Genomic DNA, 24,144 nt, shown 5'->3' with positions numbered 1-24,144 from the left:
ACTGAACTGATAATTTCTTACTGTATCCTAGAAAGAACTGATTAGCGTCGGTCAAATCCTATGAAAGAGTAAAACAATGAAAGAGTTCAAATTACCTAGTATAAAATGGCATGATATAACAAGTCATTTCACTCGTCCAAAACTTGAAATCCTCTCCCTTATTATCATCCTCATCTGTGCCCTCTCTGTATTTACAGGGCGAATTGCCAGCAAGCAAGCCATGACTTTCAATAATGGCGCCCTGCAGTACAACGGTTATGTGGTTGCAAATAAAATGAATGGTCAAGGAAAATTGACCTTTGATAATGGAGATGTCTACGAAGGACAATTTACAAATGGAATTTTCCACGGTCAAGGAACCTACACATCTGCAAGTGGGTGGGTTTATACCGGGCAATTTAAAAACGGCTATGCCGATGGAAAAGGAAAATTGACCACCGAAGGACAAGCTACCTACGAAGGAACTTTTAAACAGGGGATTTATCAATATGAAAATTAAATGGTTATCCGTTATACGTGTGATTGGATTAGTCTTTATCCTACTCTATCATTTCTTTATCAAATATTTCCCAGGTGGCTTTGTAGGGGTTGACCTCTTCTTTACCCTGTCTGGATATTTGACAACCGCCCTTTTGATTGATGAGTTTGCAAAACATAAAAAAATAGATATTGTCAGCTTTTTCAGAAGAAGGTTCTATCGGATTCTCCCCCCTCTGGTTTTAACGATTCTTTTGGTTCTTCCACTTGCTCTGCTTGTCCGCAATGATTTCATTGCCAATATCGGCAATCAGATAGCCGCTGCGCTCGGATTCATGACAAACTTCTTTGAAATTCTATCAGGTGGTAGTTACGAGAATCAATTTTCACCTCATCTATTTATGCATACTTGGACACTAGCCATAGAAGTTCAGTATTACCTTGTCTGGGCTGGTTTAGTTTGGTATCTGACTCGCATCTCAAAAAGTGTGGGGCAACTACGTGGATCAATTTTTCTAACATCTATAAGCCTCTTCTCGCTAAGTTTTTTAGCAATGTCTATCTCAAGTTTCTTTGTAGATAATTTCTCAACCATTTACTACTCGAGCTTCACACATACCTTCCCATTCTTCCTCGGAAGCATTCTCGCAACCATCGCTGGTATCGGAAATACAACAACTGCCTTCCAGCAACAAGTGAATACATTGAGTATCAAACAAGCTATAGGTCTGTTTCTTGGAGGACTAGGAGTAGAACTTCTTCTTCTCTTTACTCTTCAATTCAGTTCCATCTGGACCTATCTAATTGGTTTTCTTCTATCCAGTTTAGCTACAGCAACTATGATTTTTGCTGCTCGGGTACTTCACGAGAAAACCGAAGATGTCAAAGAACCTGCAATTATCCTCTTCTTTTCAAGTATTTCTTATGGTATCTACCTCTTCCATTGGCCCTTGCTCATTATCTTTACACAACTGACAAATACCACTATCGCTGCGGGATTATCCTTTGTTTTTTCTACTATCCTATCAACTATTTCCTTCTATATTCTAGAACCATATATTGCTGGAAGAGTAGGAAGCTTGTTTGGATTACTCATAGATTTGAAACCATATAAAAAATGGCTTCTTGGTAGCTTTGCTTGTTTGACCATAGTTGGCTTAGGTATCTGTCTGTTTGCACCAAAATTAGGAAGTTTTGAACAAGAGAGCATGGTTAGCAATCTTTATCAAGCTCAGACCCAACTAAATACAACACGATCTGCTGCTGAAAACGCTAAAGCTACTAGTTTTGAAATTCAAAAAGGAGTTATCATCTTTGGCGATTCTGTTACTGTTCGCGCAAGTGCTGCCATACAGACCGCGCTACCAGATGCACAGATCGATGGAACTGTCAGTCGAAATCTCTCTGAAATTGCTAAATTGATAAATCTTTATAAGCAAAATAATAGCTTGAAAGAGACTGTAGTTGTAGCCCTAGGTACAAATACTACGGATAATTATCAGGAACTACTAGACCAGCTAGTCAAAGATTTTCCTAAAGGACGTCGCCTTATTTTTGTCACTCCTTACGATGGAAACTTCCCTCCGAGCGAATCCATTTCTTATCAAACTGGTCAATACGAGAAAGAATTGGCTGAAAAATATGATTACATTTCCATTGCAGACTGGTATCAAGTTGCAAAGGATAATCCACCAATTTGGTACAATACCGACCTTGTTCATTTCAATCTTGAAAGTAATGGAGGCGAAGTCTTCGCCCAAACGATAAAAAATGCTGTTGAAGCCGTTGCTGATGGTCCAATCAAAAACTAGATTTATACATCATCATCCTCTGAGAATTTCTCGGAGGATTTTTGCACGATTTTCCGATAAGTCCAGCGCGAACTCTAAGAAATGGTGCTGTGCCTAAGCTCAGTCTCAATAACTCTTGTGAAATAAGGCACTTCTACAAAGGACGGCAAAGCGAAGTAACGATATAGTCATTTGAATTAACTGGCTCTATAATTTATGTAGTGGGTAAATCCACCATAGAGATTATAGAGCCTTTTTGAGTATATACAAAAAGTCCCATATGACCTATAATGAAAAGCAACCACACTCACATTAGAAAGACTCATATGGAATAAATCCAGAGTCAGGGAAGTGACTCTGGATTCCTGAGCCTAGAAATAAAAAAGCGAAGATCATACCACAGAACTAATTGGAATCAAAGACAAAAACATCAAAATTCTCTTCATTTTGAAACATCAGACCCATCTAGAAATCAGGGCAAAGCTAGATTACGACAGCCCCGGTTGTCCTCATTGCCAAGGAAAGTGTATCAAGTACGACTTTCAAAAGTCGTCAAAGATTCCGATTTTGGATTGTCAGGGCCTTCCGACCCTCCTCTTGCTTAAGAAACGGCGGTTTCAATGCAAATCTTGCCAAAAAGTGACTGTAGCTGAGACAACTCTAGTCAAGAAAAACTGTCAGATTTCCCAACCTATTTGGGAGAAAGTGACACAACTCCATACAGAAAACATGACCAATATAGCCATCGCTAGGAGACTACATATCTCCGTATCGGTCGTCCAGAGGAAACTGGCTCAGTTTCAATTTGAGCATGATTTTACGAAATTACCAAAAGTCTTGAGCTGGGATGAATTTAGTCGGAACAAGGGAAAACTCGCCTTTATTGCTCAGAATTTTGAGACGAGATCGATTGTGACCATTCTTGATAACAACCGCCAAACCACCATAAAGAACTATTTCTACAAGTATCCTAGGGCAGTCAGAGAAACTGTCGAGGTCGTGACCATGCTATGTTTAGACCATACTCCAAATTGGCTATCCCCTTCGCTCTCCTATCTCTAGGCTCAGGCTGAAACAGTCTATTCCCAGACTGTTTCACTCCCAAGAGCTAAAATTGTCCTTGATAGATTTCACATTATCCAACACCTGAGCCGTGCTATGATGACGACTAGAATTGATATTATGAAGACTTTCGATACGCGTTCCCTACCTTATCGATCCATGAAAAATCACTGGCGTATTCTCCAAAAAGATAGTCGAAAACTGTCTCGAAATCGCTTCTATTCCCGCACTTTTGGGCAAACAGTAACACCGAGAGAGGTTGTCCAGAAGACATTGAATTTCTCTGAGGAACTGAAATTCTATTACGAACTCTATCAAATCCTTCTCTTCCATTTCCAAGAGATGAACTCGAAATATTTCTTCGAGCTTCTAGAAGACAATCTGGATCTTGTCAATCCTGCCTTTAAAACTGTTTTTAAAACGTTTCTAAAGTATAAAACGTACATCACGAACGCCATGGAGCTTCCATATTCAAACGCTAAGCTGGAAGCGACCAATAAACTCATCAAAGACATCAAGAGACAAGCGTTCGGCTTTAGGAACTTTACGAACTTTAAAACCAAGATATATATTGCTTTAAACATCAAAAATGAGAGAACGAATTTCGTCCTCTCTAGGTGTTAGCTTTTCGTCTACCCACTACAGTTGACAATGAGCCGTTAAAACTCCTACCTTTTACAGTAGGAGTTGGTGTCAAATTGACTATTTTTGCTTACTTTGGAAACGCCATTCAAAGCGTTTTTGGTCATAAAATGGATACATCATTTGTAAAAGAGTGACGGCAAGTAGCCAACCGCCGATAATATCTGTCGGGTAGTGAACCCCAATATAGATACGGGATACAGCTACCAGGATAGCAAGTAGAATCAACATGGCTTGTAGCACAAGTCTAGCTATGCCTTTCTTCATCCTCTGGTGAACAATAATAACAACTGCTCCTGCAATCATCATAGTTGATGCAGTATGCCAGCTAGGAAATGAGTAACCGATGGTATCAATCAACCATTCAATACTTGGACGCGGACGTTGGTAGACATATTTCAGGGCTGTGGATGCCACACCCATCGCCGCAAGACTAGCAAGTAGGAAATAAGCTTCTATCCTCCATTTTTTATAGTAGTAAAAGATAGCAGCTAGAATCAAGGTAATAGCTAAAATAATAACTGTATTTCCTAAAACAGTAATAGAGGTCCAAAATTGACTGGCTCCACTTGGTAAATTTCCACGAATGGCAGACTGGACAGTCGAGTCAAAACCTGCTAGGGTAGTAGGATAAAATTTTACTACATAGCCCAATATCACAAAGGCTAGAGCAAAAAAAGATGCGTTTCGTAAATGGATTTGTTTATTCTTCATACAGTATAGTTTACCTTATAAAGGTTAAACTTTCTTTAAAATAGGTTGAGCTGCTTTGTAACAGATATAAAATATTGCTGAAAGCACAATCCCTTGTAAAAGATTAAAAGGAAGTACCATCATCAAAAGATAGTTAGTCAGACCCAAGATTTCTTTAATATCAAAATTTGCAAAGGCTGCATAAACAGGCACCGCATAAACGTAATTTAATACCAGCATCACTGCTGTCGAACCAAGCGTCGCAATAGTCGCTGCTTTTAAATAATTTTTTAACGCTTGGTCATTTTTCCAGAAATAAGCTACTGCTAAAATGAAAACTGACATAGCTGCAATATTCATAGGTAAGCCAATAATTGTCGATGGTCCCTGATTATTTAAAATCAGTTTGAGAAAAGTTCGTACCAAAAGGATAGCAAAACTAGACTTCAGATCTAGAATAAGCAGACCAAATAAAATCGGTACGAGAGAAAAATCCACTTCCAGGAAACTGGCTGTTGGAATCAGCGGAAATTTCAAATACATGAGCAGAAAGGATACTGCTGAGAGAATGGCGATAATCGTCATTTTGCGTGTGTTTGTCATAAGGTTCCTCCAATTTTTGAAAATTGAAGAAGCGTGGAAGAGTAGGCAAAAAGCCTCCACTTCGTCTTCTCCCATCCAGACTTTACTGTCGGTTGTGGAATTGCACCACATCAGCTTTCGCTCGCAGACTGTACGTGTCTTTCTTTCTATTTTATGGCTTCGTTAAGTCGGCTTGACATACCTTAGTATAGTCTGCACCTCCTTGCCTAGCCCTAAAATGAAACAAAAACACTTTTTTTGAGTGTTGCTTAAGATTTTTCTATCAGTCTAGGCGACAAGGCGAAGGCATAACTGGAGTTAGGCGAGTCTGGTCAACGACGAATGAGAGAAAAAGAAAAGCAAGAATCAAAAAAATCACTGCCGGTCGGGAATTTCACCCTGCCCTGAAGACTATTTCATCATACCAAAAAAGCCTTGCATTTGCAAGAGCTTGGTAAGTTTTCACTATTTTAACTTGTCCCCATCATAGGTGTGAACCAAATCTAGACCAGCGAACTGTTGCTGCCGAAGAGCCTCATATACAATCATACACGCTGTATTAGAGACATTAAGACTACGCACATGTTCATCATTCATTGGAATACGGATAGCTTTCTCTGGATGTTCACGCATAAAATCTTCTGGCAAGCCCTTATCTTCACGGCCAAATAAGAAATAATGAATGTTCCCATCATTATAGTCTTCATCCGAATAGGTTTTATCAGCAAATTTAGATACTAAGTGAACACGTCCTTGTTTGCTGGCATAATCCATAAATTCTGCTAAATTGTCATAGAAGCGAACATCTAACTTATCCCAATAATCTAGTCCTGCACGTTTCATCTTACGGTCATCAATTGGAAATCCCATAGGCTTAATGATATGGAGAGGACTATTGGTTGCAGCACAAGTTCGAGCAATATTGCCTGTATTCTGTGGAATCTGTGGTTCAAATAAGACAATGTGGTTTTTGGCTGTTTCTTCTATATACTCTAATGTTTCAATATTCATAAGGACCTCTCTGGTGACATTTCACTAAACACGAATACCCTCGAAAATCAAATCCAAACCATGTCAGCTTCATTTTGCCGTATACCAGTACAGTCTGCTGCTTGTTTTCTAGTTTCTTTTTTTGATTTTCATTGAGTAAAAAGACTCGACTGTCTCCTATGGCAAGAAAGACAAAAAAATAGCCACACTGCCCGGAGTCAAGCTCAGCAAACAGCATGGTGAATGATGATTCATTCACTTAACTCACAACAGGTTTGAGTTAAATCAATGAAATCGTGATACTATTGTAGCTTAAAGAAGGCTGAAAATCAAGAGTTTTGCCCCATTTTTTTCAAATTTTCATAGAAAATGAAAAAGGAGAGCAAATAAACTCCCCTTTCTTACATTTATTCTGCTGCAATCCCTTTTTCCGCAGTCAACTCAAGATTTTCATGGCCTGATTTACTGTCCGAACCGATATAAACGTCGTAATATTTAACGCGTTTGTTAACGGCAGTAATACTTTCACGTTCAAAGGTTGGAATTGCAAAGGCTTGTTCGAAGGCATATTCTTGCCAAGCTTTGTAGTTTTCAATATTTTTCTGTTCGTCAAATGACTCAGCAGAGGTAATTTTATTTAAAAGTGCTGTGTTTTCATCTGAAACGAAGCGAGTATAGTTGTACATGGCTTCAGGTCCCCACAATGATGTCGGGTCTGGATCTAGGCCGGCAATCCAAGCAGCAAGATAGACATCAATCCCCTCATCATTGGCAGCAATTGATTCATAGAAAGTATTGTACTCAATAGTTCTTCCTGTATAGAGTTCCACATTCAAACCAATTTCTTTCCACCATGTAAGGTATTGCTGTACCATGGTTTCTTGCGTTTCGGTTGATTTCTGTGCTGCAACACTGATGGTAAGCGGTTTTCCATCAGCATCTTCACGCATACCGTCTCCATCTACGTCTTTATATCCTGCCTCATCGAGAAGTTTTTTAGCCTTTTCAGGATCATAACTATAGCCAGCTAGTTCTGAATCGTGAACATCTCCAAAGAAAGAGATAATTAGTGAGTTTGTCGGGTGATACAAGCCGTTATATAATTTCTCTCCAATCACCGCATTGTCCAACGCATATCCCATTGCTTGACGCAATTTAACATTATTCATCTTAGCATTAGGATTGGTCACATTCTTACCACTAGCATCATCGTACTTACCAAGATTAAAGCCAATATAATTGTAAATACCATCCAGACTACCTAGTAAAGTAATATTTGATAAGTCCTTGTAAGATTCGTACTGGTCTGTTGGCATATCAGCAATATCATAATTGCCTGCTCTCATTTCTGCAACAATCGTATCTGGTGAAACAATATCAATCCTGTAACTATCTAGCTTGACTTTCCCTTTAAAGTAGTACTCATTTGGTACATAGGTCACCGACTCGCCATTGACAATTTCCTTGACCTTATAAGGGCCCATACCGACAACTTTTGCCGTACGAGAATACTCACTTGATTCCCAATCTTTGACTGCAATGTCTTTAAAAATGTGTTTCGGCATGACTAAATAAGGTACTCCCCCACCAGCATACATCATGGATGGAGACATGTCTTTCACTGAGAGAATTACCGTATAGTCATCAACCTTCTTAACACCTGAAATTTCACTTGCTGTTCCAGCCTGAAATTCTTCAAAGCCAATGATATTTGTATAGGTAGTGTCTGCACGAACCCCTGTATAGTCTGGACTAGCTAGTTGTTCGATTGTGAAAATATAATCATCGATGGTGAAGGCTTGCCCATCGGACCACTGATAGTCCTTGCCTGTCAAACTAACGGTAACTGTCTTTGCGTCTACATCAAACTCTGCCTTAGCAAGGCCTGAATCGTCTAACGTACGAGCTGAATCATATCCAAACATAGAAATATCAACCATGCCTGCAAAGGTTGAGTCTACCGCCGTCTGCGATAATTCATCAATTAAGATACCGGTCGAAGGCGCCGAAGCTACCAAGGCATATTTGAGACTCCCGCCTTCAATAGTTTGTCCTTCGTTTGTCACTTCTGAGTTAAATGTCAGAGCAACATCGCTCGTCTTTTCTTTAGTTTGACAAGCTGTTAACGCTGCAATAGAAAGCAGACCGATACCAGTTAAAGCGATGTGTTTCATTCTTTTCATATCTCTACCCCATTTATTTATTTTGAATAGTATAGCACGATTTGGCATAAATATGCAACTATCTTACCAACAATATTCGCCTTTGAGTATTCTCACTTTCTTCCATTCTAACTAAAAATGATCAGGTATGAAGGTCAAGGCAAACTCCCCTCATCCCTACTGCTTCTTCATTTTTTATGATAGTCCACTAAGCCCAATACTCAATGAACTCGGATAAGTATAGTCTTGTCTGTAACAAAATGGAGAGTCATTTGGTTTATCTTTGATTCCTTCGACGAGCGGAGGCTGGGCAAAAAGACCAACCTAGCTTCGCAGAGTTCGCCCTATCTCCAGCCTTCAAAGGCTCCCAAACCTTTTGAGAGAGTACTAAAGGCAACCTAAAAACCTATATTTATACAAAACAAAAAGTAGGTTGCCCTACTTCTGCTTATTTCTTTTCAGACTAAACCTGTCCGGCACAGGATCTTCCCCACCTTCCACAAAGGGATGACAGCGACTAATTCGAGCCAACCCCATCAAAAAGCCCTTGAGTCCATGTTTTTGTAAGGCCTCGATCATATAAGCCGAACAAGTCGGACGGTAGCGACAAGAGGGCGGAAAAAGGGGAGAAATAAATTTCTGATAGAATCGGACCAAGCCGATCAAGAGTCTAGTCATTTTTTCTTAACCGTCTTGGTAACGGCTAGCGTATGCAGTTTACTGATGTCTTTTTTGTTGAGCTTGCGGTATTCCCCTGGACGCAACCCAGTCAAATCTAGATTACCAAAGCGGGTACGAGAGAGTTTATCCACCTGTAAACCAACTGCTTCAAACATCTTCTTAACTTGGTGATTGCGTCCCTCATGGATGGTCAACTCGACCACAGAACGATTTTTTACAGGGTCTACCTTGATAATCTCGTAAACTGCTGGCTTGGTTTTCTTGCCATCAATGACAACACCACGAGTCAATGGACGCAAGACTTCCTTGTTAGCAACCCCTTTGACACGCGCCAAGTACACCTTATCAATCTCATTACGAGGGTGGATCATCTCATCCGTAAAATCACCATCATTGGTCAAAATCAAGACCCCAGATGTATCCCAGTCCAAACGACCAACAGGATAAATCCGCTCTTTGACCGTTGGCAACAAATCCACAACGGTCTTTCTTCCCTTGTCGTCTGACACACTGGAAATAACACCTTTTGGCTTATGGAGTAGGTAATACACTTTCTCCTCGTTGTAAATCGGCTGGCCTTCTACTTCTACCTTGTCTCCTGACTTAATGGTCGTTGCCAATTCACGAACAACCTGACCATTAACAGTTACCAAGCCTTGCTTAATCAATTCTTCTGCCTTACGACGACTGGCTACACCAGCGTGGGCAATGTATTTGTTAATTCTCATCTTCTAACTCATTTCTTTCTATGAATAGCTCAGTTTCTTGCTCAACTAAGTCGATTTCAGACACATCTGGCAATTCTTCTAGGCTGTTGATTCCCATGTAATCCAGGAAATAATCCGTCGTGACATAGAGATTGGGTCTACCAAGAACCTCTTTCTTCCCATTCTCACGGATAAGGTCAAAGGCCTGCAACTTACTGATGGCACCGCTGGAATTGACCCCACGAATATCATCGACTTCAATCCGTGTAATAGGCTGTTTGTAGGCAACAATCGACAAGGTTTCCAAAAGAGCCCGTGACATGGTCTGGTTGATAGGTGTCTTGGCATAAATCCGCAAAAGGTCGGCATACTCTTTCTTAGTGACCAACTTGTAGCGGTTGGAAGATTCTAAGAGAGCCAGGCCTGAGGCCTTGTCGGCCATGTATTTTTCATTGAGTTTTTCTAATTGCTGGCTGACAGCTGTGGGCTGCAATTCCAGCATCTCTGCCAAATTGCGTAAGCTCAAGCCATCCTCACCTGCTACAAAGAGCAGGACTTCGATTTCAGCTAAGCGATTCATATTCACTCCTTACTAGATAAATATCTCCAAAGGTTTCTGCCTGTTCCAAGACAATCTCATGGACCTTGACCAGCTCCAAGGTTGCCAGAAAAATGGTAATAACCTCATTGATGTCCTGGCTCTCCTTAAAGAGCTGGCCCAGTTCAATCCGTGAACTCGTTTGAAAACGACTGCGGACAAAGTCCATCATGTCTTCGATTTTATACTCATCACGGGCAATGGTCGCATGGGACTGACGGAGACTGGCCTGTTTTTCAGCCATGACCTTGGAAAAGGCCAGGAAAATATCAATGACTGTCTTGTCTTGGGCTAGCTGAACATCTTCATAGATTAAGTCCAGCTTGGGTTTTGAAAAATAATTGGCCCGTTCGTCATGCTGTTCACCCATTTTCTCACTGAGAAGCTTGAACTTGCGGTATTCCTCCAACTGGTCCAAGAGGTCCATTTCTGGGTCATCTTCAGGGTCTGTCTGTTCAACAACTTTTGGTAAGAGCCTACGGCTTTTGATGACCATCAACTGACTGGCCATGACCATATACTCTCCTGCCACCTCCAAACGCATGGCCTGTAAGGTCGCAATATAGGCTAGGTATTGCTCAATGACCTCTGTAATTGGAACCTCGTAAATATCTACTTGATACTTGGAAACCAGGTGAAGCAAGAGATCCAGAGGTCCTTCAAAATCTTTTAATTTTATATCCATTATCTAAATTTTTCCAAACTCATGCTTGTTTTTAGTCCCAACTGCTTGGCGATTTGGTCCAAGGATTTTCCCTCGTCTATCTGGCTCAGAATGTACTGTTCTCTTAATTTTTGAGCTGTCCAATCAGGCTTGCCGATGGACTGGACAAATTCCGTCAGACGATTAAAAAACCATTGACGAGAATAGGTCTGCCCTTTTTTGTCAAAGACATACATTCCAGTCAAATGCCCTTCCAAATAAACAAGTAATTCCTTGGGCAAGGTGAGGACGCGTTTGGCTCCCCCTTTCTTAACTGTCAGGACTTGAAAATCCAGATTGACCTGCTGGCTAGTCAGCTCTGCTATTTCACTAGGAGTCAGCCCTAGTAAGGCAATCAAAAGAGCAATGAGCTGCCCTTCAAGCCAAGGACTGTCTTGAAAGAGGAGAGAAAGATCCTCACGTTCCAGTTTTTTTTTGACACTGGCTGGACCTGTCATCCCCTGTAGCTTGTAAAACCTGTCCAAATGTCCTCTTTCATAAAGAAAGTAGAGAAATTGATTGACTGCTGACATTTTTCTCTTCTGAGCAGCAGGTTTTAATGCTAAAAGGGACTGCTGATAGACCAAAAGTGACTGCTGATTGATATCCCCCTTAGTTTGCTCCACAAATTGCTGCAGGTCATAGGTATAGGATTTTTGGCTGTTGACACTGACCTTTTTGCTCTGGATAAACGCTTCTATGGCCTGCTTCATTTCTTACCTTCTTTTGATGCCAAGGGGAAATTATGCAGGAGAGCATTGATGGCTTTGAGAATGGATTTACGGGTAATAATGCCTAGAAATTCTCGATTTTCCCCTAAAACTGGTAGAAAGGATTGGTCGACTAGCTTGCGCATGACTTCTGTCAAGTCATAGTCAAGGCCAACCGTCTCCTCGTCTGTCTTAGCAATCAAGGAAATATCCGTGTTCAATTCATCATCTGATAACTCATGCTCAGCCTGGTACTTGATAATCTCCGTCAAGCCAATGGTGCCGAAGAAACGACCATCTTCTGTCACCACGGGCACACGGGAATAGGTCATGTGGCTGAGTAACAGCTTGGCATGGTCAATATTATGCGTATCAATAATTACTGCCAATTTATCTGCTGGTGTCAAGAAGGTTTCTTCTTGGTCCAACAAAAAGGCCTCAAATTCTCGTGCAATCATCTTGAAATATCCTTTGTCAATACTGGGTAAAGTTGGTGCTGTCGATTGTAATAATCCACATGGAAATGGTCTTCAGTGATGGTCACAAGAGCATAAAGGCACTCTCTGACCAAGCCACGTGGCTGACTAACGGAGCCTGGATTGAGAAAGAGAGTCTTGCCACGCACTTCCGCATCAGGTACATGCAAATGCCCGTACAAACAAATATCCGCATCCACTTCCTGTGCCCAATAATCCAAGCGTTGCCAGCCATAGTTAATACCATAGAGGTGTCCATGGGTTTGGGCAATGGTCACATCACCCAATTGAGTAATGAGCTGGTCTGGATAACCGCCAAAATAGTCGCAGTTGCCATTAACCACTTGAATGCCGTCCCACAAACTATCTTGACTGTCCAGCTCCGAATCACCATTGTGAAAGATGGCATCGACCTTGCCAAGATAGTGGTTTTTAATCTCTTCTACAATCTGTCTATCCCCATGAGAATCACTCATGACTAGGATTGTTTTGCTTGCTCCTGCCATACTGGAAATGCCTCCACTAATTTTTCTAGTGCTTGTGCACGGTGGGAAATCTTATTTTTTTCTTCTAGGGTTAATTCTGCCGAGGTCTTACCTGTTTCACCGACGAGGAAAAGTGGATCATATCCAAAACCATTTTCCCCACGGAGGTCCATACCGATAAAGCCTTCCCAGTCCGCTTCGACAACCAAACTGTCACGATTTGGAGCAGCCATGACCAGAGTACAATGGAACTGAGCAGAACGATTTTTCAAGTCGAAGACCATAGCTAACTCATGCAAGAGTTTGGCATTATTGAGCTCGTCTGTGGCATCTGGGCCTGAAAAACGAGCAGACCAGACCCCTGGCAGGCCACCTAAAGCATCAACCTTCAAACCTGAATCATCTGCCAAGACCATCTTGCCTGTCAGCTCTGCTATGGTTTCTGCCTTGAGCCGTGCATTTTCCTCAAAAGTCATACCTGTTTCTGCTACATCTGGCAGGTCAGGATAGTTGTTGAGGTTCTCAACTTGGTAGCCAAATCGTTCAAAAAACTTACGGAATTCCTTGGTCTTGCCTTCATTTTTGGTGGCGATCAAGATGCTATCTCCCACGCTTGCCAATCCCTTGTCTTGACCGAAGAAATCTGCCGTGCTAACCCCTGCTTGTGGCAGATGAACCAAGAGAAGTTTGTCATTCTCTGTTACCAGAATAGCTCCTTGGTGTTGGAGAACTTTGAACTGGCGATTGTTTAACTCATTCAAAATACCACAGGCAAATTGGAAGAGGGCAAAGTCCGACTGAAGTTTGATCACTTCAATTTTGACACACTGATTGAAGTTCTCATCTTCATAATTGCCAGCAATTAGTTTGTCAAACAATTGACCAATCTGGTAAATTTCCTGCTCTCTGCCATTTTCACCAAATGAACCAAATAGATTGGCAAAGCTGGCTTTTCCGATAAACCAATTGTGCTCATCTCTGTATTCGTATATCTTGTCTGTCATAGTTCTACATGCTCCACATGAATATCAATGCCCATCCAGCTTTCAGCTATTTCTTTAAAAGCTGCCGGACTAGCTGTTGTGTAAAATCTGTGCTGAATATCCTGTTCGGTACGGCTACGGTTGATTTGAAAATAATTTAATAAAACAGAAATATCTCGCGCACACTCTGCCCCACTGTCAATCAACTTGACATCTGTACCCATGGCATTTTGAATAATGGGACGGAGAAGGGGATAATGGGTGCAACCTAAAACCAGAGTATCTACCTTACCGACCAAGGGTCTAAGAGTTTCATATACAACCTTTTTGGCAAGGCTGGATTGGTGGCTATTAGACTCAACCAGTGGTGCAAATTTTGGACAGGCCAGACTGTCTACCTGCGTTTCTGGAGAAAGGGCCTGAATCTTTTGTCGATAAATATCTGATTGAATGGTCATAGCCGTTCCTAAGACTCCAACCTTACCAGTTTGCGTTGCCTTAATAGCTGCCGAAGCACCTGGTAAAATAACACCCAAAACAGGAATATCCAACTTTTCCTTGACTTCTTCCCAGGCTACCGCTGTTGCCGTATTGCAGGCAAAGACAATCATTTTTACATTTTTTGTCAAAAGGAAATTGACCAACTGCCAAGTATATTCTCTGATTTGTTCTGCTGGACGTGGTCCATATGGTGCCCGTGCCGAATCTCCGATATAAACGATTTCTTCATGGGGAAGCTGGCGCATTAACTCACGCGCAACCGTTAATCCCCCAACCCCTGAATCTAAAAAACCTATTGGTCGATTATCCATAACATTGAGAATAGCCAGAAAATCTGACTAGCCTTTCTTTTCTACTCAAAAAATGGGATCTGGGAATGAATATCCCAGTCCCAGTTTGATTATTTTTTCTTGCTTGCCACTTTTTGTTGGCTCTTGATTTGGCGAAGTACTTGTTGTACTTTTGCTTCGCTTGGTTTCTGCCCCATTTGGCTCATCATCAAACGCAAAGCATTTTCATCCAAAACTGGCTTGTCAGCAATGTAGTTTTCCACTTGTTTGCGAGACAAGTAAATACCCAAGGCTACTCCACCTGCAAATGCCACAAGCACCAAAACAATTACTAAACCGATACCTAATTGCATATCAATCTCCTCAAATCTTTATTTCTACATAACTGCTTCTATTATACCAAATTCAGAAGGCTTTTCCAAGACTTACCTGTCAAATTCAAAACCGTAAATGGTCGCAAAATAATCCTCAGGAGTTTCAGCACGGCGAATCATACGAGCTGTGCCATCTTCCTGCAAAAGGATTTCAGAGGAACGCAGACGACCGTTATAGTTGTAACCCATGGAGAAGCCATGTGCACCGCTGTCATGAATGACCAAAGTGTCTCCTACTTCTGCCCGTGGTAATTCCCTATTAACCGCAAACTTGTCGTTGTTTTCACATAGAGAACCTGCCACATCCACCACTTCGATTGGCGCATCAGGGCGCGTGATGTTGGTGATATGGTGGTAGGCACCATAGAAAGCTGGACGCATGAGATTGGCTGCCGATGCATCCACACCAATATAAGTCCTATAGGTTTCCTTACGATGGAGTACCTTTGTAATCAAGTGACCGTGTGGCGCCAACATAAAGCGACCAAGTTCCGTAAAGATTTTGACCTGTCCCATACCAGCTGGCGTGAGAATTTCCTCGTAAACCTTACGAACACCCTCACCAATGACAGCAATGTCGTTTGGTTCTTGCTCAGGACGATAGTTGACTCCAATCCCACCTGATAGGTTGATGAAGTCTAAGGTCACACCTGTTTCCTCACGAATTTCCAAGGCCAATTCAAAGAGTTGACGCGCCAGAACAGGATAATAGTCATTGGTAACGGTGTTAGAAGCTAGAAAGGCATGGATACCAAATTCCTTGACACCTAGCTCTTTCAGTTCCTTATAGCCTTTCATCAACTGTTCCTTGGTCATCCCAAACTTAGACTCTTCTGGGTGGTCCATAATATCCGTTCCCAGCGAGAAGACCCCTCCAGGATTGTAACGGAGACAGACCGTTTCTGGAATCCCAGCAACATTTTTCAAAAACTCAATATGCTCATAGGCATCAAGGTTAATGGTCGCCCCAACTTTTCGCGCGTAGACAAATTCTTGCGCCTGGGTGTCATTAGATGTGAACATGATGTCCTTAAAGCCCAATTTTTCACTCATCAGCACTTCTACATCTGTTGCACAGTCCACTCCACAACCTTCTTCTTGAAGAATTTTTAAAATAGCGGGTGTCGGAGTCGCTTTGACCGCAAAATATTCCTTAAAGCCTTTGTTCCATGAAAAAGCTGCATTAAGGGCACGCGCCTTCTCGCGAATACCTTTTTCATCATACAAATGAAAGGGAGTCGGAAATTGCTCCGTAATGCTTTCTAAAACTTCTTTACTAACAAATGGTGTCTTGGTCATATCTCTACCTCATCAAATATTTTTCTTATTATATCACAAATATGTGAGGAACTGTAGCTTTCAACTCCACCAAATACTTGCAAAATAAATTTCTAGCGCTATAATGTGATTATCATTAAAAAAGGAGCAATATATGTCAACATTAGATTTTGATTTTACAGAACGCTTGTATGCCAACTATCTAGCTAATCCAAGCCTACAGGCAACCGAAAATGCCGTGAGCCACAACGGACTTTTGAAATCCTTAGAAACACGCCAAAGCGCCATCGACAATGACTATGTCTTTTCAATCGACTTGACCAAGGACGCTGTTTCAAACCAAAAGGCTTCTGGACGTTGCTGGATGTTTGCTGCATTGAATACCTTCCGCCACAAGCTCATCTCTGACTTCAAACTGGAAAATTTTGAGCTATCACAGGCCCATACCTTCTTTTGGGATAAATATGAAAAGTCCAACTGGTTCCTCGAACAAATCATTGCCACAGCTGACCAAGAAATTGGTAGCCGTAAGGTAAAATTCTTATTGGATACCCCGCAACAAGATGGCGGTCAATGGGATATGGTTGTTGCTCTATTTGAAAAATATGGTGTGGTACCGAAATCCGTCTATCCAGAATCTATCTCATCCAGTGCCAGCCGTGAACTTAATCAGTACCTTAACAAATTGCTCCGTCAAGATGCACAAATCTTGCGAGACCTCCTTGCCAAAGGAGCTTCCTCGGAAGAAGTTCAAGTACAAAAAGAAAACTTACTTCAAGAAATCTTTAACTTCCTAGCCGTCAACCTTGGACTCCCTCCACGCAGCTTTGATTTTGCATATAGAGATAAAAACAATGTCTATCACCGTGATACAAATGTAACACCTCAGGCATTCTACGAGAAATACGTTGGTTTGAAACTATCTGACTATGTCTCCATTATCAATGCTCCTACAACTGACAAACCCTACAATAAATCTTATACAGTCGAATTGTTGGGGAACGTTGTTGGTGCCCCTGTTGTCCGCTATCTCAATGTAGAAATGAACCGATTTAAAGAACTGGCTATTGCCCAACTCAAAGCTGGTGAGTCCGTTTGGTTTGGTTCCGATGTCGGTCAAAGTAGCAACCGTCAAACTGGTATTATGGCAACCAACACCTACGACTTCTCTTCAGGTCTGGGTATCCATTTCCATCAAGACAAGGCCGGAAGATTAGACTACTCCGAAAGTTTGATGACCCACGCTATGGTCTTAACTGGTGTTGATTTAGACGATAATGAGCAACCTCTCAAATGGAAAGTAGAAAACTCTTGGGGTGACAAGGTTGGTGACAAGGGATACTTCGTCGCATCAGATAGCTGGATGGACGAGTATACTTATCAGATTGTTGTCCGAAAAGAATTCCTCACACCAGAAGAACTAGCAGCTTATCAAGCTCAACCACAAGTCCTTGCCCCATGGGATCCAATGGGAGCTCTAGCATAACAAACGACATATAAAAAAGAGGGCACCCCTCTTTTTTATATGTCATAATTAGTCTCTACTCAAACCACCAAAGATACGGAGTAAGTTGAGGAAGAGGTTGATGAAGTCAAGATAGAGCTGAAGCGCCATGGATACGACCCAACCTTGGCCAACATTACCACCAGTTTGTTCGAAAACATTGCGGATACGTTGGTTATCATAAGCAATCAAACCTGAGAATACCAAAACAGAAATGATAGACATCATAAAGCTTAGACCTGAGCTACGAAGGAAGATATTAATAACACTTGCAATAATAATTCCCCATAGAGCTGCACGCAATGCCTGGGCCATACCAGAAAGCTCTTTCTTCGTTGTCATCCCAATTACAGCCATGATAGCAAACATGAGAGCCGCTGACACGAAGGCGAGTACAACTGTTTCGCTAGTATAGAACATCAAAATCATGCTGATGGTAATACCATTTGTTACTGAGTAGGCAAGAAACATTGGTAGAGCCATTGGGCTATTTTTAGCTGCCATTGCTGAAGCAGAAACAACCAAGGCAATCTGACCAATCATAATCAGCATCATGATGATGGAACCTGCACTCAGCAGACTAAGCAATAAAGATTGAAAGACGGTCACAGCCAAGAAAGAAACTAGAGCTGATAGACCAATTCCCATGGCAACCACACCATAAATTTTACCGAAGAAACGGTTGAGGGCGGTATTATCCACCTGATTAATAATAAATGAATCGTTATTCATACTATTCTCCTTTAAATCATTTTATTGAAACCGAAAGACCTTACGATTTTTCCACTTGTGTTGTAAGGGCAGACTCCACTCTCTCACAGCCCAATACTTATCCACACATGTCACAATCCAAGATTCCTTGTAGCGAGGAGGAGCGATTGTCGCACCAAACATATGCTTCACAATGATGTCTTCTTCTAGTTTATTGAGTTGAATGAGTTTCTGAGCATTGCGTTTAGCAATTCGTGGATGAACCCAAGCATGGCTCTTGTTGAATTTGGTATCTCTCCAATCATAGAAGAATAAATCATGCAATAGACCACCACGAGCTGTTGACTTGGCATCCCAACCAAATTTTTTCGCAATCTTATAGCTTGTATAAGAGACATTGATGGAATGTTCCAAGCGCGTGGAGTAATAATGATGAGGGATTTTCCCCAATTTTTGCACCTTGGGTGTGGCAATCAAGTGCCCCACGTAATGCATGTATTCTTTATCTTGTTTATATGCAACCATTCGTTAACCTCGTTGGAATATTATATCACACTATAGTACACTTGGCTTAAATAAAGCTAAACAATAAAATTCCTGCTGCAATCGCCACATTGAGGCTTTCCGCCTGCCCTGGCATGGTAATATGGACAAGTTGATCCGCCTCATCGGCTACAAAAGTTGAAATTCCTTGACCTTCATTTCCCATGACCAAGGCAAAACTCGGATTTGGCGTAACTTCCTTATAGTCAACCGACTGACTAGAGAGGGTTGTTGCCAAGATTTGTATCTGATTGCTTTTTAAAGCAGAAAAAATAGCAGTCATCGGCATCCGATAAACTGGCAAGTGGAAATGACTCCCTTGCATGGAACGCAGAACTTTCATATTGTAAATATCTGCAGACTTATCCGATAGGAATACTCCATCAAAACCAGCTGCATCAGCTGTACGAATCATGGTACCAACATTTCCAGGGTCCTGCACATCCTCCAGAACCAAAAATTTTCCTGTTAAGACATCAGGTAAGGTCTGATTTGGTAAGGACAGTTGAGCTACTACCCCTTGCGGTGTCCGTGAGTCTGCCAATTCCTGCATAATATCTGAACTGACAACTGTTACATTGGATAAGCCAGCAACCCGATGAACATGTTCTTCTGATACCAAAATATGTTCAATAGGTACTTTGGCTGCCAAAGCCTCCTCCAACAAATGCCAACCTTCAATCAAATAAGAAGAAGTACGGTATTTTTTCTGTTGTAATTTCTTAACCTGCTTGACCAAATGATTGGCCTTTGAGCGAATGATCTCCATGAATGCCCCTTTTTCTTTTACTGCTCAGCAACTTCAATTTCCCAACGGCTAAATCAATTATCTTGATTTTTGAACAGTCTTACCCAACCATGATATAATAAAGTAAATGTCTTGTCAAAAGGAGAAACTTATGCAAAAGGTAAAAATGATTGCATCTGGTCGTGTGCAAGGAGTCGGCTTTCGTTGGTCTGTTCAATTTTTAGCTGTGGAAATAGGCGACATCTACGGCAGAGTTTGGAATAATGATGATGGAACTGTCACCATTTTAGCTCAGTCAGATAATGCTGAGAAGCTCAGCCATTTTATCCATGAAATTCGGAAAGGGCCTTCTCGTATGGCCAAAGTTACCTATCTAGATATCACCCTAGCCAACTTCGAAGACTATAAGGATTTTCAGGTGGCGTATAGATAAAACTTGTATATTTTGAACAAAAAAAGTAAAATAGAGAGTATACTGAAAAAAACAAAGGAACGAAAAAAATTGAAAAATAAACGTCTATTCATGTTGTCAGGCATGGCCTTATCAACACTTCTTTTCTTATCTGGTTGTGTTCAAACTGATAAAAGCGGAAATCCTACAGGTCTCATTTGGGATTGGTTGGGACAACCAATGTCCAACTTGATTCGCTTCTTTGCAGAAGATCAAGCTCTAGGATTTGGTCTTGCTATTATCATCGTCACCTTATTGGTTCGCTTCATCATCCTCCCATTGGGAATTTACCAATCTTGGAAAGCTGCTATCCAATCTGAGAAGATGAATTATCTCAAACCGATTTTAGGCCCAATCCAGGAGCGCATGAAAAATGCAAGCTCTCAAGAAGAGCAACTTGCTGCGCAACAAGAGTATTTTGCAACTCAAAAACAATACGGTGTGAGCATGCTCGGCGGAATTGGTTGTTTGCCGATGCTGATTCAAATGCCATTCTTCTCTGCAATCTACTTTGCGGCTCGCCATACACCAGGAATTTCAGAAGCTACTTTCCTTGGTATTAATTTAGGTTCAACTAGCCTGATTTTGACAGTTGTTGCTGGTATTTTATACTATGCCCAATCGCTCTTAATGCAAGTCGGCATGGATGAAGAACAGAAAAAACAAATGAAAACCATGGCTCTGATGAATCCAATTATGATCATGATGTTCTCATTTGGGTCTCCTGCTGGAGTGACTCTCTACTGGGTTATCGGTGGTCTCTTCGGTATTCTTCAACAAGCTATTACAAACTTCATTTTGAAACCTCGTATCCGTGCTAAGGTTGAAGAAGAATTCAAAAATAATCCTCCAAAACCATATAAATCAACTATCAAGGATGTAACTCCTAAAGCATCCGCTATCATCGAAGAAAAAACTTCTAAGAAATCAAACCGTAACGCCGGTAAACAACGTTCTAGATAATAAATACTAAAAGATTGGGATTCCCAATCTTTTTTAGTACCTACGCGAATAAAAAGAGAGAATCTTTCGACTCTCTCCACACCTTATTTCGTTTTTTCAACCTTCAAGATTTTTACATCATAGCTACCAGCAGGTGTTTCAATTGTTGCAACATCTCCTGTTTTTTTACCAATCAAAGCATGGCCAATTGGGCTTTCATTTGAAATCTTGTTTGCAAAGGCATCTGCACCTGCAGCACCAACGATATGATAGACTTCTTCTTCGGTCTCACCAACTTCTTGAACAGTCACAGTCTTACCAATTGCCACTTCATCCGCAGCAACTGCATCACTGTTTACGATTTCAGCATAGCGAATTTTTGTTTCGATGGTTGAGATTTGACCTTCAACAAAAGCCTGTTCATCTTTAGCTGCTTCGTACTCAGAGTTTTCTGAAAGGTCTCCGTAAGAACGAGCAATTTTAATACGTTCAACAATTTCTGGTCGACGAACTAGCTTTAGTTCCTCTAGTTCTTTTTCTAGTTTTTCCTTTTCTTCCAAGGTCATTGGATATGTTTTTTCTGCCATTTGTCTTTCCTTTTCTTTTATTTTTCATGAAAACAAAATTATGTGGAAAACCACATAATTTTGTTGTAAGAATTTACTCATTATTAAGATGTGCATTTACATACTTAGCAACGTTTTGGTTATGTTCATCAATATTATTTGTAAAGTAAACATTTCCAGTTGTAACATCTGCTACAAAGTAAAGATAGTCTGTTGTGTTGGCATTAATCACTGCCTCGATAGCCGAAAGGCTTGGACTATCCACTGGTCCAGGCAGCAATCCTGGTGTCCAATAAATGTTGTATGGTGACTCAATTGATGTATCAATCGCTGCATCTTCTGCCAAAGTTGTTTCTTGACCAAGTTTACCCTGAGCATACAAGATTGCAATATTGGATTGTAGAGGCATTGCTGCATTCAAGCGGTTAAAGAAGACACTTGCAATGTTTCGACGATCTTCATCAGTCGAACCTTCTTTTTCAACCAAAGATGCCAAGGTAAGAACTTCATTTACAGTCAAATTCTTAGCAGCAATCGTTTCATAATATGGTTGTAAACGATTATCCATCGCGGCAATCATTTGCTCAACGAGCTCTTCGATAGTTGTTTCATCGCTGTATTCATAAACCGCTGGGAAGAGGTAACCTTCCAACTGATAAATAACTCCACTATCAGCAGCTGGTAAGCTGGCAAACAATTTTGGATAAGTAGCAACCATTCGATTAATAAAATCTTGGTTGGTCACAGTAGCCATAAATTGTTCTGTGGTAAATGGTGTTTTATCATTTTTATCTTCTGTCTTGGTATTATCTGTAATAGCCTGAGCAATTTGTGTCAGTGTATATCCTTCGACAATCAAAATCTTACCTGCGGCTTCTTTTTGAGCTGTCGGAGTGCCACTTTCTTGAAGTGCTTTGGCGATGTCATCCACAGACATATTTTGTTTTAAATTATAAAAACCACTTTGGAAATTATTATAGCTCTTAATTTTAGAGTAGTAATTAAAAATAGTAGCATTCTTAATCAACTTGTTATCAACTAAAATTTTACCAATTTCTAAAGTTGAAGATCCTTCTGGAATCTCTACCTGAATAGTTTCTGTAGCTTTTGCATTAACTGGTTCCAGACTAGATTTTACCCACATATAACCAGTAACACCTGTCACTAGAACTGCCACTACAACAATTGACATGATAACAGAGACAATGCGTTTAGCAGCTTTATCCTGTTTTTTACGACGTTGCTTGTTTGCTCTGTGGGTTGTTCTTCTTCTGGGTTGTGTTTCCTGCATCTGCTTGTCTACTTCTGGAACAATAGCCGTTGTCTTTGGAGCAATAATAGTTTCCTCTAGTGAGATGATTTCTGTATCACCAGTCACAGCTGACACGTCTTCCGTTGGAAATTCCAAAAATGTATCTTCTAAAGGAGAATTTCCCGGAAGGACAGACTCTACTGGCTCAGAAACTGACGAGCTTGATGGTACTTCATCAAATCCTGCCGTATTAGCAGCCACAAGATTCCTTAATTTCTCCAAGTTTCGTTCAACAGTATCTTGTGGAACTGGACTTGAAACGACTTCTTTTTCAATCACAAAAGTCTCTGGAGTAGCCAAAGTTTCTGATGTTGGCTCTTCGATACTTTCCGTCATCACTTCTGATTCTTGCTGTTCTTCTGACAAGTATGAATCAGGAAAGGCAATCCCTTCTACTTTTACAATTTCAGTCTCTCTATGGGGGGCTTTTTCTTCGGCAAGACTAGGCTGGAGCTCGTTGATAACTTCATTACGCTTATCAACAAGAACATCCGCTGATTGTTCCGCCAAACGTTTCACCTTCAATTCTTCCAAATCTCGTAAAATTTGATCGCGGAAGCTTGAAGACTGCGTGTTTTTTTCATTCGTATCCTTTGTCACGCTGTTACTCCTTTCACACAGTTACTATACATTATATCTTAAAGGCTTATGAATTGCAAGAACTTCCCTTTCTACAAGGCTTTCCAGTACATATCACTCCACATTTGTCCTCCAAATTGTGACAAGGAGGGGCCAAAGTCTTCAAACTGGTTCATTTCATAGTAGCCAATCAAATACTCCTTACAGGTCAGGGAAACTCCTTCAAATCCTCCCGCTAAAGCCACTTCTTTTATAGCTGCCAACAAAAGTGTCCCCACTCCCTGTCCCTTATAGGTATCCGCTACGGATAGACTGGCAATAGCTAGGTGACTGCCTGTCGGCATGTCACTCTCTGTCAAGTAAAAAATATCGTCCGTAACAGTCTGCGAAGCAGAAGGACAGGATAACAAATAACCTGCTATTTCCCCCTCGTGTTCCATTATTAAACAGGTTTTACTCAAAGCATTCAGATAAATGGCGAGAACAGACTCAGCTATCTGTTCTTCTTTGGAAAAATTGGCATTTTCAATCAAAACAACTTGTTCTAAATCCGAAGGAGTAGCAAAACGAATTTCCATAATTTTCTCCCTTATATAGCGGAAAA

26 protein-coding genes, 1 pseudogene and 1 riboswitch are annotated in these 24,144 nt (G+C 41.0%); of the genes and pseudogenes, 6 read left to right on the top strand and 21 right to left on the bottom strand.

Annotated features, from left to right (window positions below):
* The first annotated feature begins 76 nt into the window (after positions 1-76).
* From P7J58_RS03030 to P7J58_RS03020, 3 genes and pseudogenes are all read left to right on the top strand, one after another.
* Positions 77-499, top strand: coding sequence for a membrane protein (locus tag P7J58_RS03030; protein WP_012027608.1), 423 nt, complete (start codon positions 77-79; stop codon positions 497-499).
* Entirely contained in the window at positions 489-2,288 is a 1,800-nt protein-coding gene (locus P7J58_RS03025) for an acyltransferase family protein (protein WP_408555625.1), read from the top strand. The genes P7J58_RS03030 and P7J58_RS03025 overlap by 11 nt, the downstream gene beginning before the upstream one ends.
* A gap of 387 nt (positions 2,289-2,675) precedes the next feature.
* Positions 2,676-3,953, top strand: a pseudogene (locus P7J58_RS03020) (transposase).
* Positions 3,954-4,031: 78 nt separating this feature from the next.
* Here P7J58_RS03020 and P7J58_RS03015 read toward each other — a convergent pair.
* The 15 genes from P7J58_RS03015 to P7J58_RS02945 all read right to left on the bottom strand — a co-directional run bounded on the left by P7J58_RS03015 (position 4,032) and on the right by P7J58_RS02945 (position 16,205).
* Positions 4,032-4,685: a phosphatase PAP2 family protein gene (locus P7J58_RS03015; RefSeq protein ID WP_408555626.1), complete on the bottom strand. Its 654-nt coding sequence runs from the start codon at positions 4,683-4,685 to the stop codon at positions 4,032-4,034.
* 24 nt (positions 4,686-4,709) lie between these two features.
* Complete coding sequence (locus P7J58_RS03010) at positions 4,710-5,267, bottom strand: ECF transporter S component (RefSeq protein ID WP_408555627.1); 558 nt, start codon at positions 5,265-5,267, stop codon at positions 4,710-4,712.
* A 59-nt stretch (positions 5,268-5,326) separates the two neighbouring features.
* Positions 5,327-5,662, bottom strand: a riboswitch (FMN riboswitch).
* 49 nt (positions 5,663-5,711) lie between these two features.
* Entirely contained in the window at positions 5,712-6,257 is a 546-nt protein-coding gene (locus P7J58_RS03005; protein WP_002939238.1) for a tRNA (cytidine(34)-2'-O)-methyltransferase, read from the bottom strand.
* Between the two features lie 386 nt (positions 6,258-6,643).
* Entirely contained in the window at positions 6,644-8,419 is a 1,776-nt protein-coding gene (locus tag P7J58_RS03000) for an oligopeptide ABC transporter substrate-binding protein (RefSeq protein ID WP_408572554.1), read from the bottom strand.
* 417 nt (positions 8,420-8,836) lie between these two features.
* The gene (gene yidD / locus P7J58_RS02995; RefSeq protein WP_408555629.1) at positions 8,837-9,076 is read right to left on the bottom strand and encodes a membrane protein insertion efficiency factor YidD; all 240 of its coding nucleotides are present in this window, start codon (positions 9,074-9,076) and stop codon (positions 8,837-8,839) included.
* A complete protein-coding gene (locus P7J58_RS02990; protein WP_408555630.1) occupies positions 9,073-9,807 on the bottom strand; it encodes a pseudouridine synthase in 735 nt (244 codons plus the stop codon). The genes yidD and P7J58_RS02990 overlap by 4 nt, the downstream gene beginning before the upstream one ends.
* Entirely contained in the window at positions 9,797-10,366 is a 570-nt protein-coding gene (gene scpB, locus P7J58_RS02985; protein ID WP_408555631.1) for an SMC-Scp complex subunit ScpB, read from the bottom strand. Before scpB ends, P7J58_RS02990 begins: the two co-directional genes overlap by 11 nt.
* A complete protein-coding gene (locus P7J58_RS02980; RefSeq protein WP_408555632.1) occupies positions 10,350-11,069 on the bottom strand; it encodes a segregation/condensation protein A in 720 nt (239 codons plus the stop codon). Before P7J58_RS02980 ends, scpB begins: the two co-directional genes overlap by 17 nt.
* Positions 11,069-11,800, bottom strand: coding sequence for a site-specific tyrosine recombinase XerD (gene xerD, locus P7J58_RS02975; RefSeq protein WP_029179817.1), 732 nt, complete (start codon positions 11,798-11,800; stop codon positions 11,069-11,071). Before xerD ends, P7J58_RS02980 begins: the two co-directional genes overlap by 1 nt.
* On the bottom strand, positions 11,797-12,255 hold the full coding sequence (gene cbpB / locus P7J58_RS02970; RefSeq protein WP_029179818.1) for a cyclic-di-AMP-binding protein CbpB: 459 nt from the start codon (positions 12,253-12,255) through the stop codon (positions 11,797-11,799). The genes xerD and cbpB overlap by 4 nt, the downstream gene beginning before the upstream one ends.
* Positions 12,252-12,779, bottom strand: a complete 528-nt coding sequence (locus P7J58_RS02965; protein ID WP_029179819.1) for a metallophosphoesterase — start codon at positions 12,777-12,779, stop codon at positions 12,252-12,254. Before P7J58_RS02965 ends, cbpB begins: the two co-directional genes overlap by 4 nt.
* Positions 12,752-13,762, bottom strand: a complete 1,011-nt coding sequence (locus tag P7J58_RS02960; protein ID WP_029179820.1) for a nucleoside-triphosphate diphosphatase — start codon at positions 13,760-13,762, stop codon at positions 12,752-12,754. Before P7J58_RS02960 ends, P7J58_RS02965 begins: the two co-directional genes overlap by 28 nt.
* Entirely contained in the window at positions 13,759-14,553 is a 795-nt protein-coding gene (gene racE / locus P7J58_RS02955) for a glutamate racemase (protein ID WP_029179821.1), read from the bottom strand. The genes P7J58_RS02960 and racE overlap by 4 nt, the downstream gene beginning before the upstream one ends.
* An 89-nt stretch (positions 14,554-14,642) precedes the next feature.
* Positions 14,643-14,885: a YneF family protein gene (locus P7J58_RS02950; RefSeq protein WP_024375830.1), complete on the bottom strand. Its 243-nt coding sequence runs from the start codon at positions 14,883-14,885 to the stop codon at positions 14,643-14,645.
* Positions 14,886-14,957: 72 nt separating this feature from the next.
* Positions 14,958-16,205 carry a diaminopimelate decarboxylase gene (locus P7J58_RS02945; RefSeq protein ID WP_408555633.1) on the bottom strand — a complete coding sequence of 416 codons (1,248 nt, stop codon included), beginning with the start codon at positions 16,203-16,205 and terminating at the stop codon, positions 14,958-14,960.
* A gap of 133 nt (positions 16,206-16,338) precedes the next feature.
* Here P7J58_RS02945 and pepC point away from each other — a divergent pair, with 133 nt between their 5' ends.
* Positions 16,339-17,670 (top strand): aminopeptidase C, encoded by a 1,332-nt coding sequence (gene pepC / locus P7J58_RS02940; protein WP_408555634.1) that lies wholly within the window; start codon positions 16,339-16,341, stop codon positions 17,668-17,670.
* Positions 17,671-17,718: 48 nt separating this feature from the next.
* On the opposite strand, the gene P7J58_RS02935 is transcribed toward pepC, so the two are convergent.
* Genes P7J58_RS02935 through P7J58_RS02925 form a run of 3 tightly spaced genes read right to left on the bottom strand, consistent with a single transcriptional unit; the run spans position 17,719 to position 19,711 of the window.
* Positions 17,719-18,420, bottom strand: coding sequence for a Bax inhibitor-1/YccA family protein (locus tag P7J58_RS02935; RefSeq protein WP_136648417.1), 702 nt, complete (start codon positions 18,418-18,420; stop codon positions 17,719-17,721).
* Positions 18,421-18,441: 21 nt separating this feature from the next.
* Entirely contained in the window at positions 18,442-18,924 is a 483-nt protein-coding gene (locus P7J58_RS02930; protein WP_002942738.1) for an HD domain-containing protein, read from the bottom strand.
* 46 nt (positions 18,925-18,970) lie between these two features.
* Positions 18,971-19,711 (bottom strand): TrmH family RNA methyltransferase, encoded by a 741-nt coding sequence (locus P7J58_RS02925; RefSeq protein ID WP_408555635.1) that lies wholly within the window; start codon positions 19,709-19,711, stop codon positions 18,971-18,973.
* 130 nt (positions 19,712-19,841) lie between these two features.
* Between P7J58_RS02925 and P7J58_RS02920 the strand changes: the two genes are divergently transcribed.
* Positions 19,842-20,123, top strand: a complete 282-nt coding sequence (locus tag P7J58_RS02920) for an acylphosphatase (protein ID WP_408555636.1) — start codon at positions 19,842-19,844, stop codon at positions 20,121-20,123.
* 69 nt (positions 20,124-20,192) lie between these two features.
* Positions 20,193-21,104, top strand: coding sequence for a membrane protein insertase YidC (yidC, locus tag P7J58_RS02915; protein ID WP_408555637.1), 912 nt, complete (start codon positions 20,193-20,195; stop codon positions 21,102-21,104).
* 83 nt (positions 21,105-21,187) lie between these two features.
* Here the strand turns inward: yidC and greA are convergent, their stop codons facing one another.
* The 3 genes from greA to P7J58_RS02900 all read right to left on the bottom strand — a co-directional run bounded on the left by greA (position 21,188) and on the right by P7J58_RS02900 (position 24,118).
* Positions 21,188-21,670 carry a transcription elongation factor GreA gene (greA, locus tag P7J58_RS02910; protein ID WP_002938298.1) on the bottom strand — a complete coding sequence of 161 codons (483 nt, stop codon included), beginning with the start codon at positions 21,668-21,670 and terminating at the stop codon, positions 21,188-21,190.
* Between the two features lie 73 nt (positions 21,671-21,743).
* Complete coding sequence (gene mltG, locus P7J58_RS02905; RefSeq protein WP_408555638.1) at positions 21,744-23,561, bottom strand: endolytic transglycosylase MltG; 1,818 nt, start codon at positions 23,559-23,561, stop codon at positions 21,744-21,746.
* 71 nt (positions 23,562-23,632) lie between these two features.
* Positions 23,633-24,118, bottom strand: coding sequence for a GNAT family N-acetyltransferase (locus tag P7J58_RS02900; RefSeq protein WP_408555639.1), 486 nt, complete (start codon positions 24,116-24,118; stop codon positions 23,633-23,635).
* Positions 24,119-24,144 lie beyond the last annotated feature (26 nt).

The organism is Streptococcus suis (genome assembly GCF_046032535.1).
In the GTDB taxonomy this organism is placed as follows: Bacteria; Bacillota; Bacilli; order Lactobacillales; family Streptococcaceae; genus Streptococcus; species Streptococcus suis_AK.
Note: the sequence above shows the minus strand (reverse complement) of the source record. Positions and strands in the feature narration are given on the sequence as shown.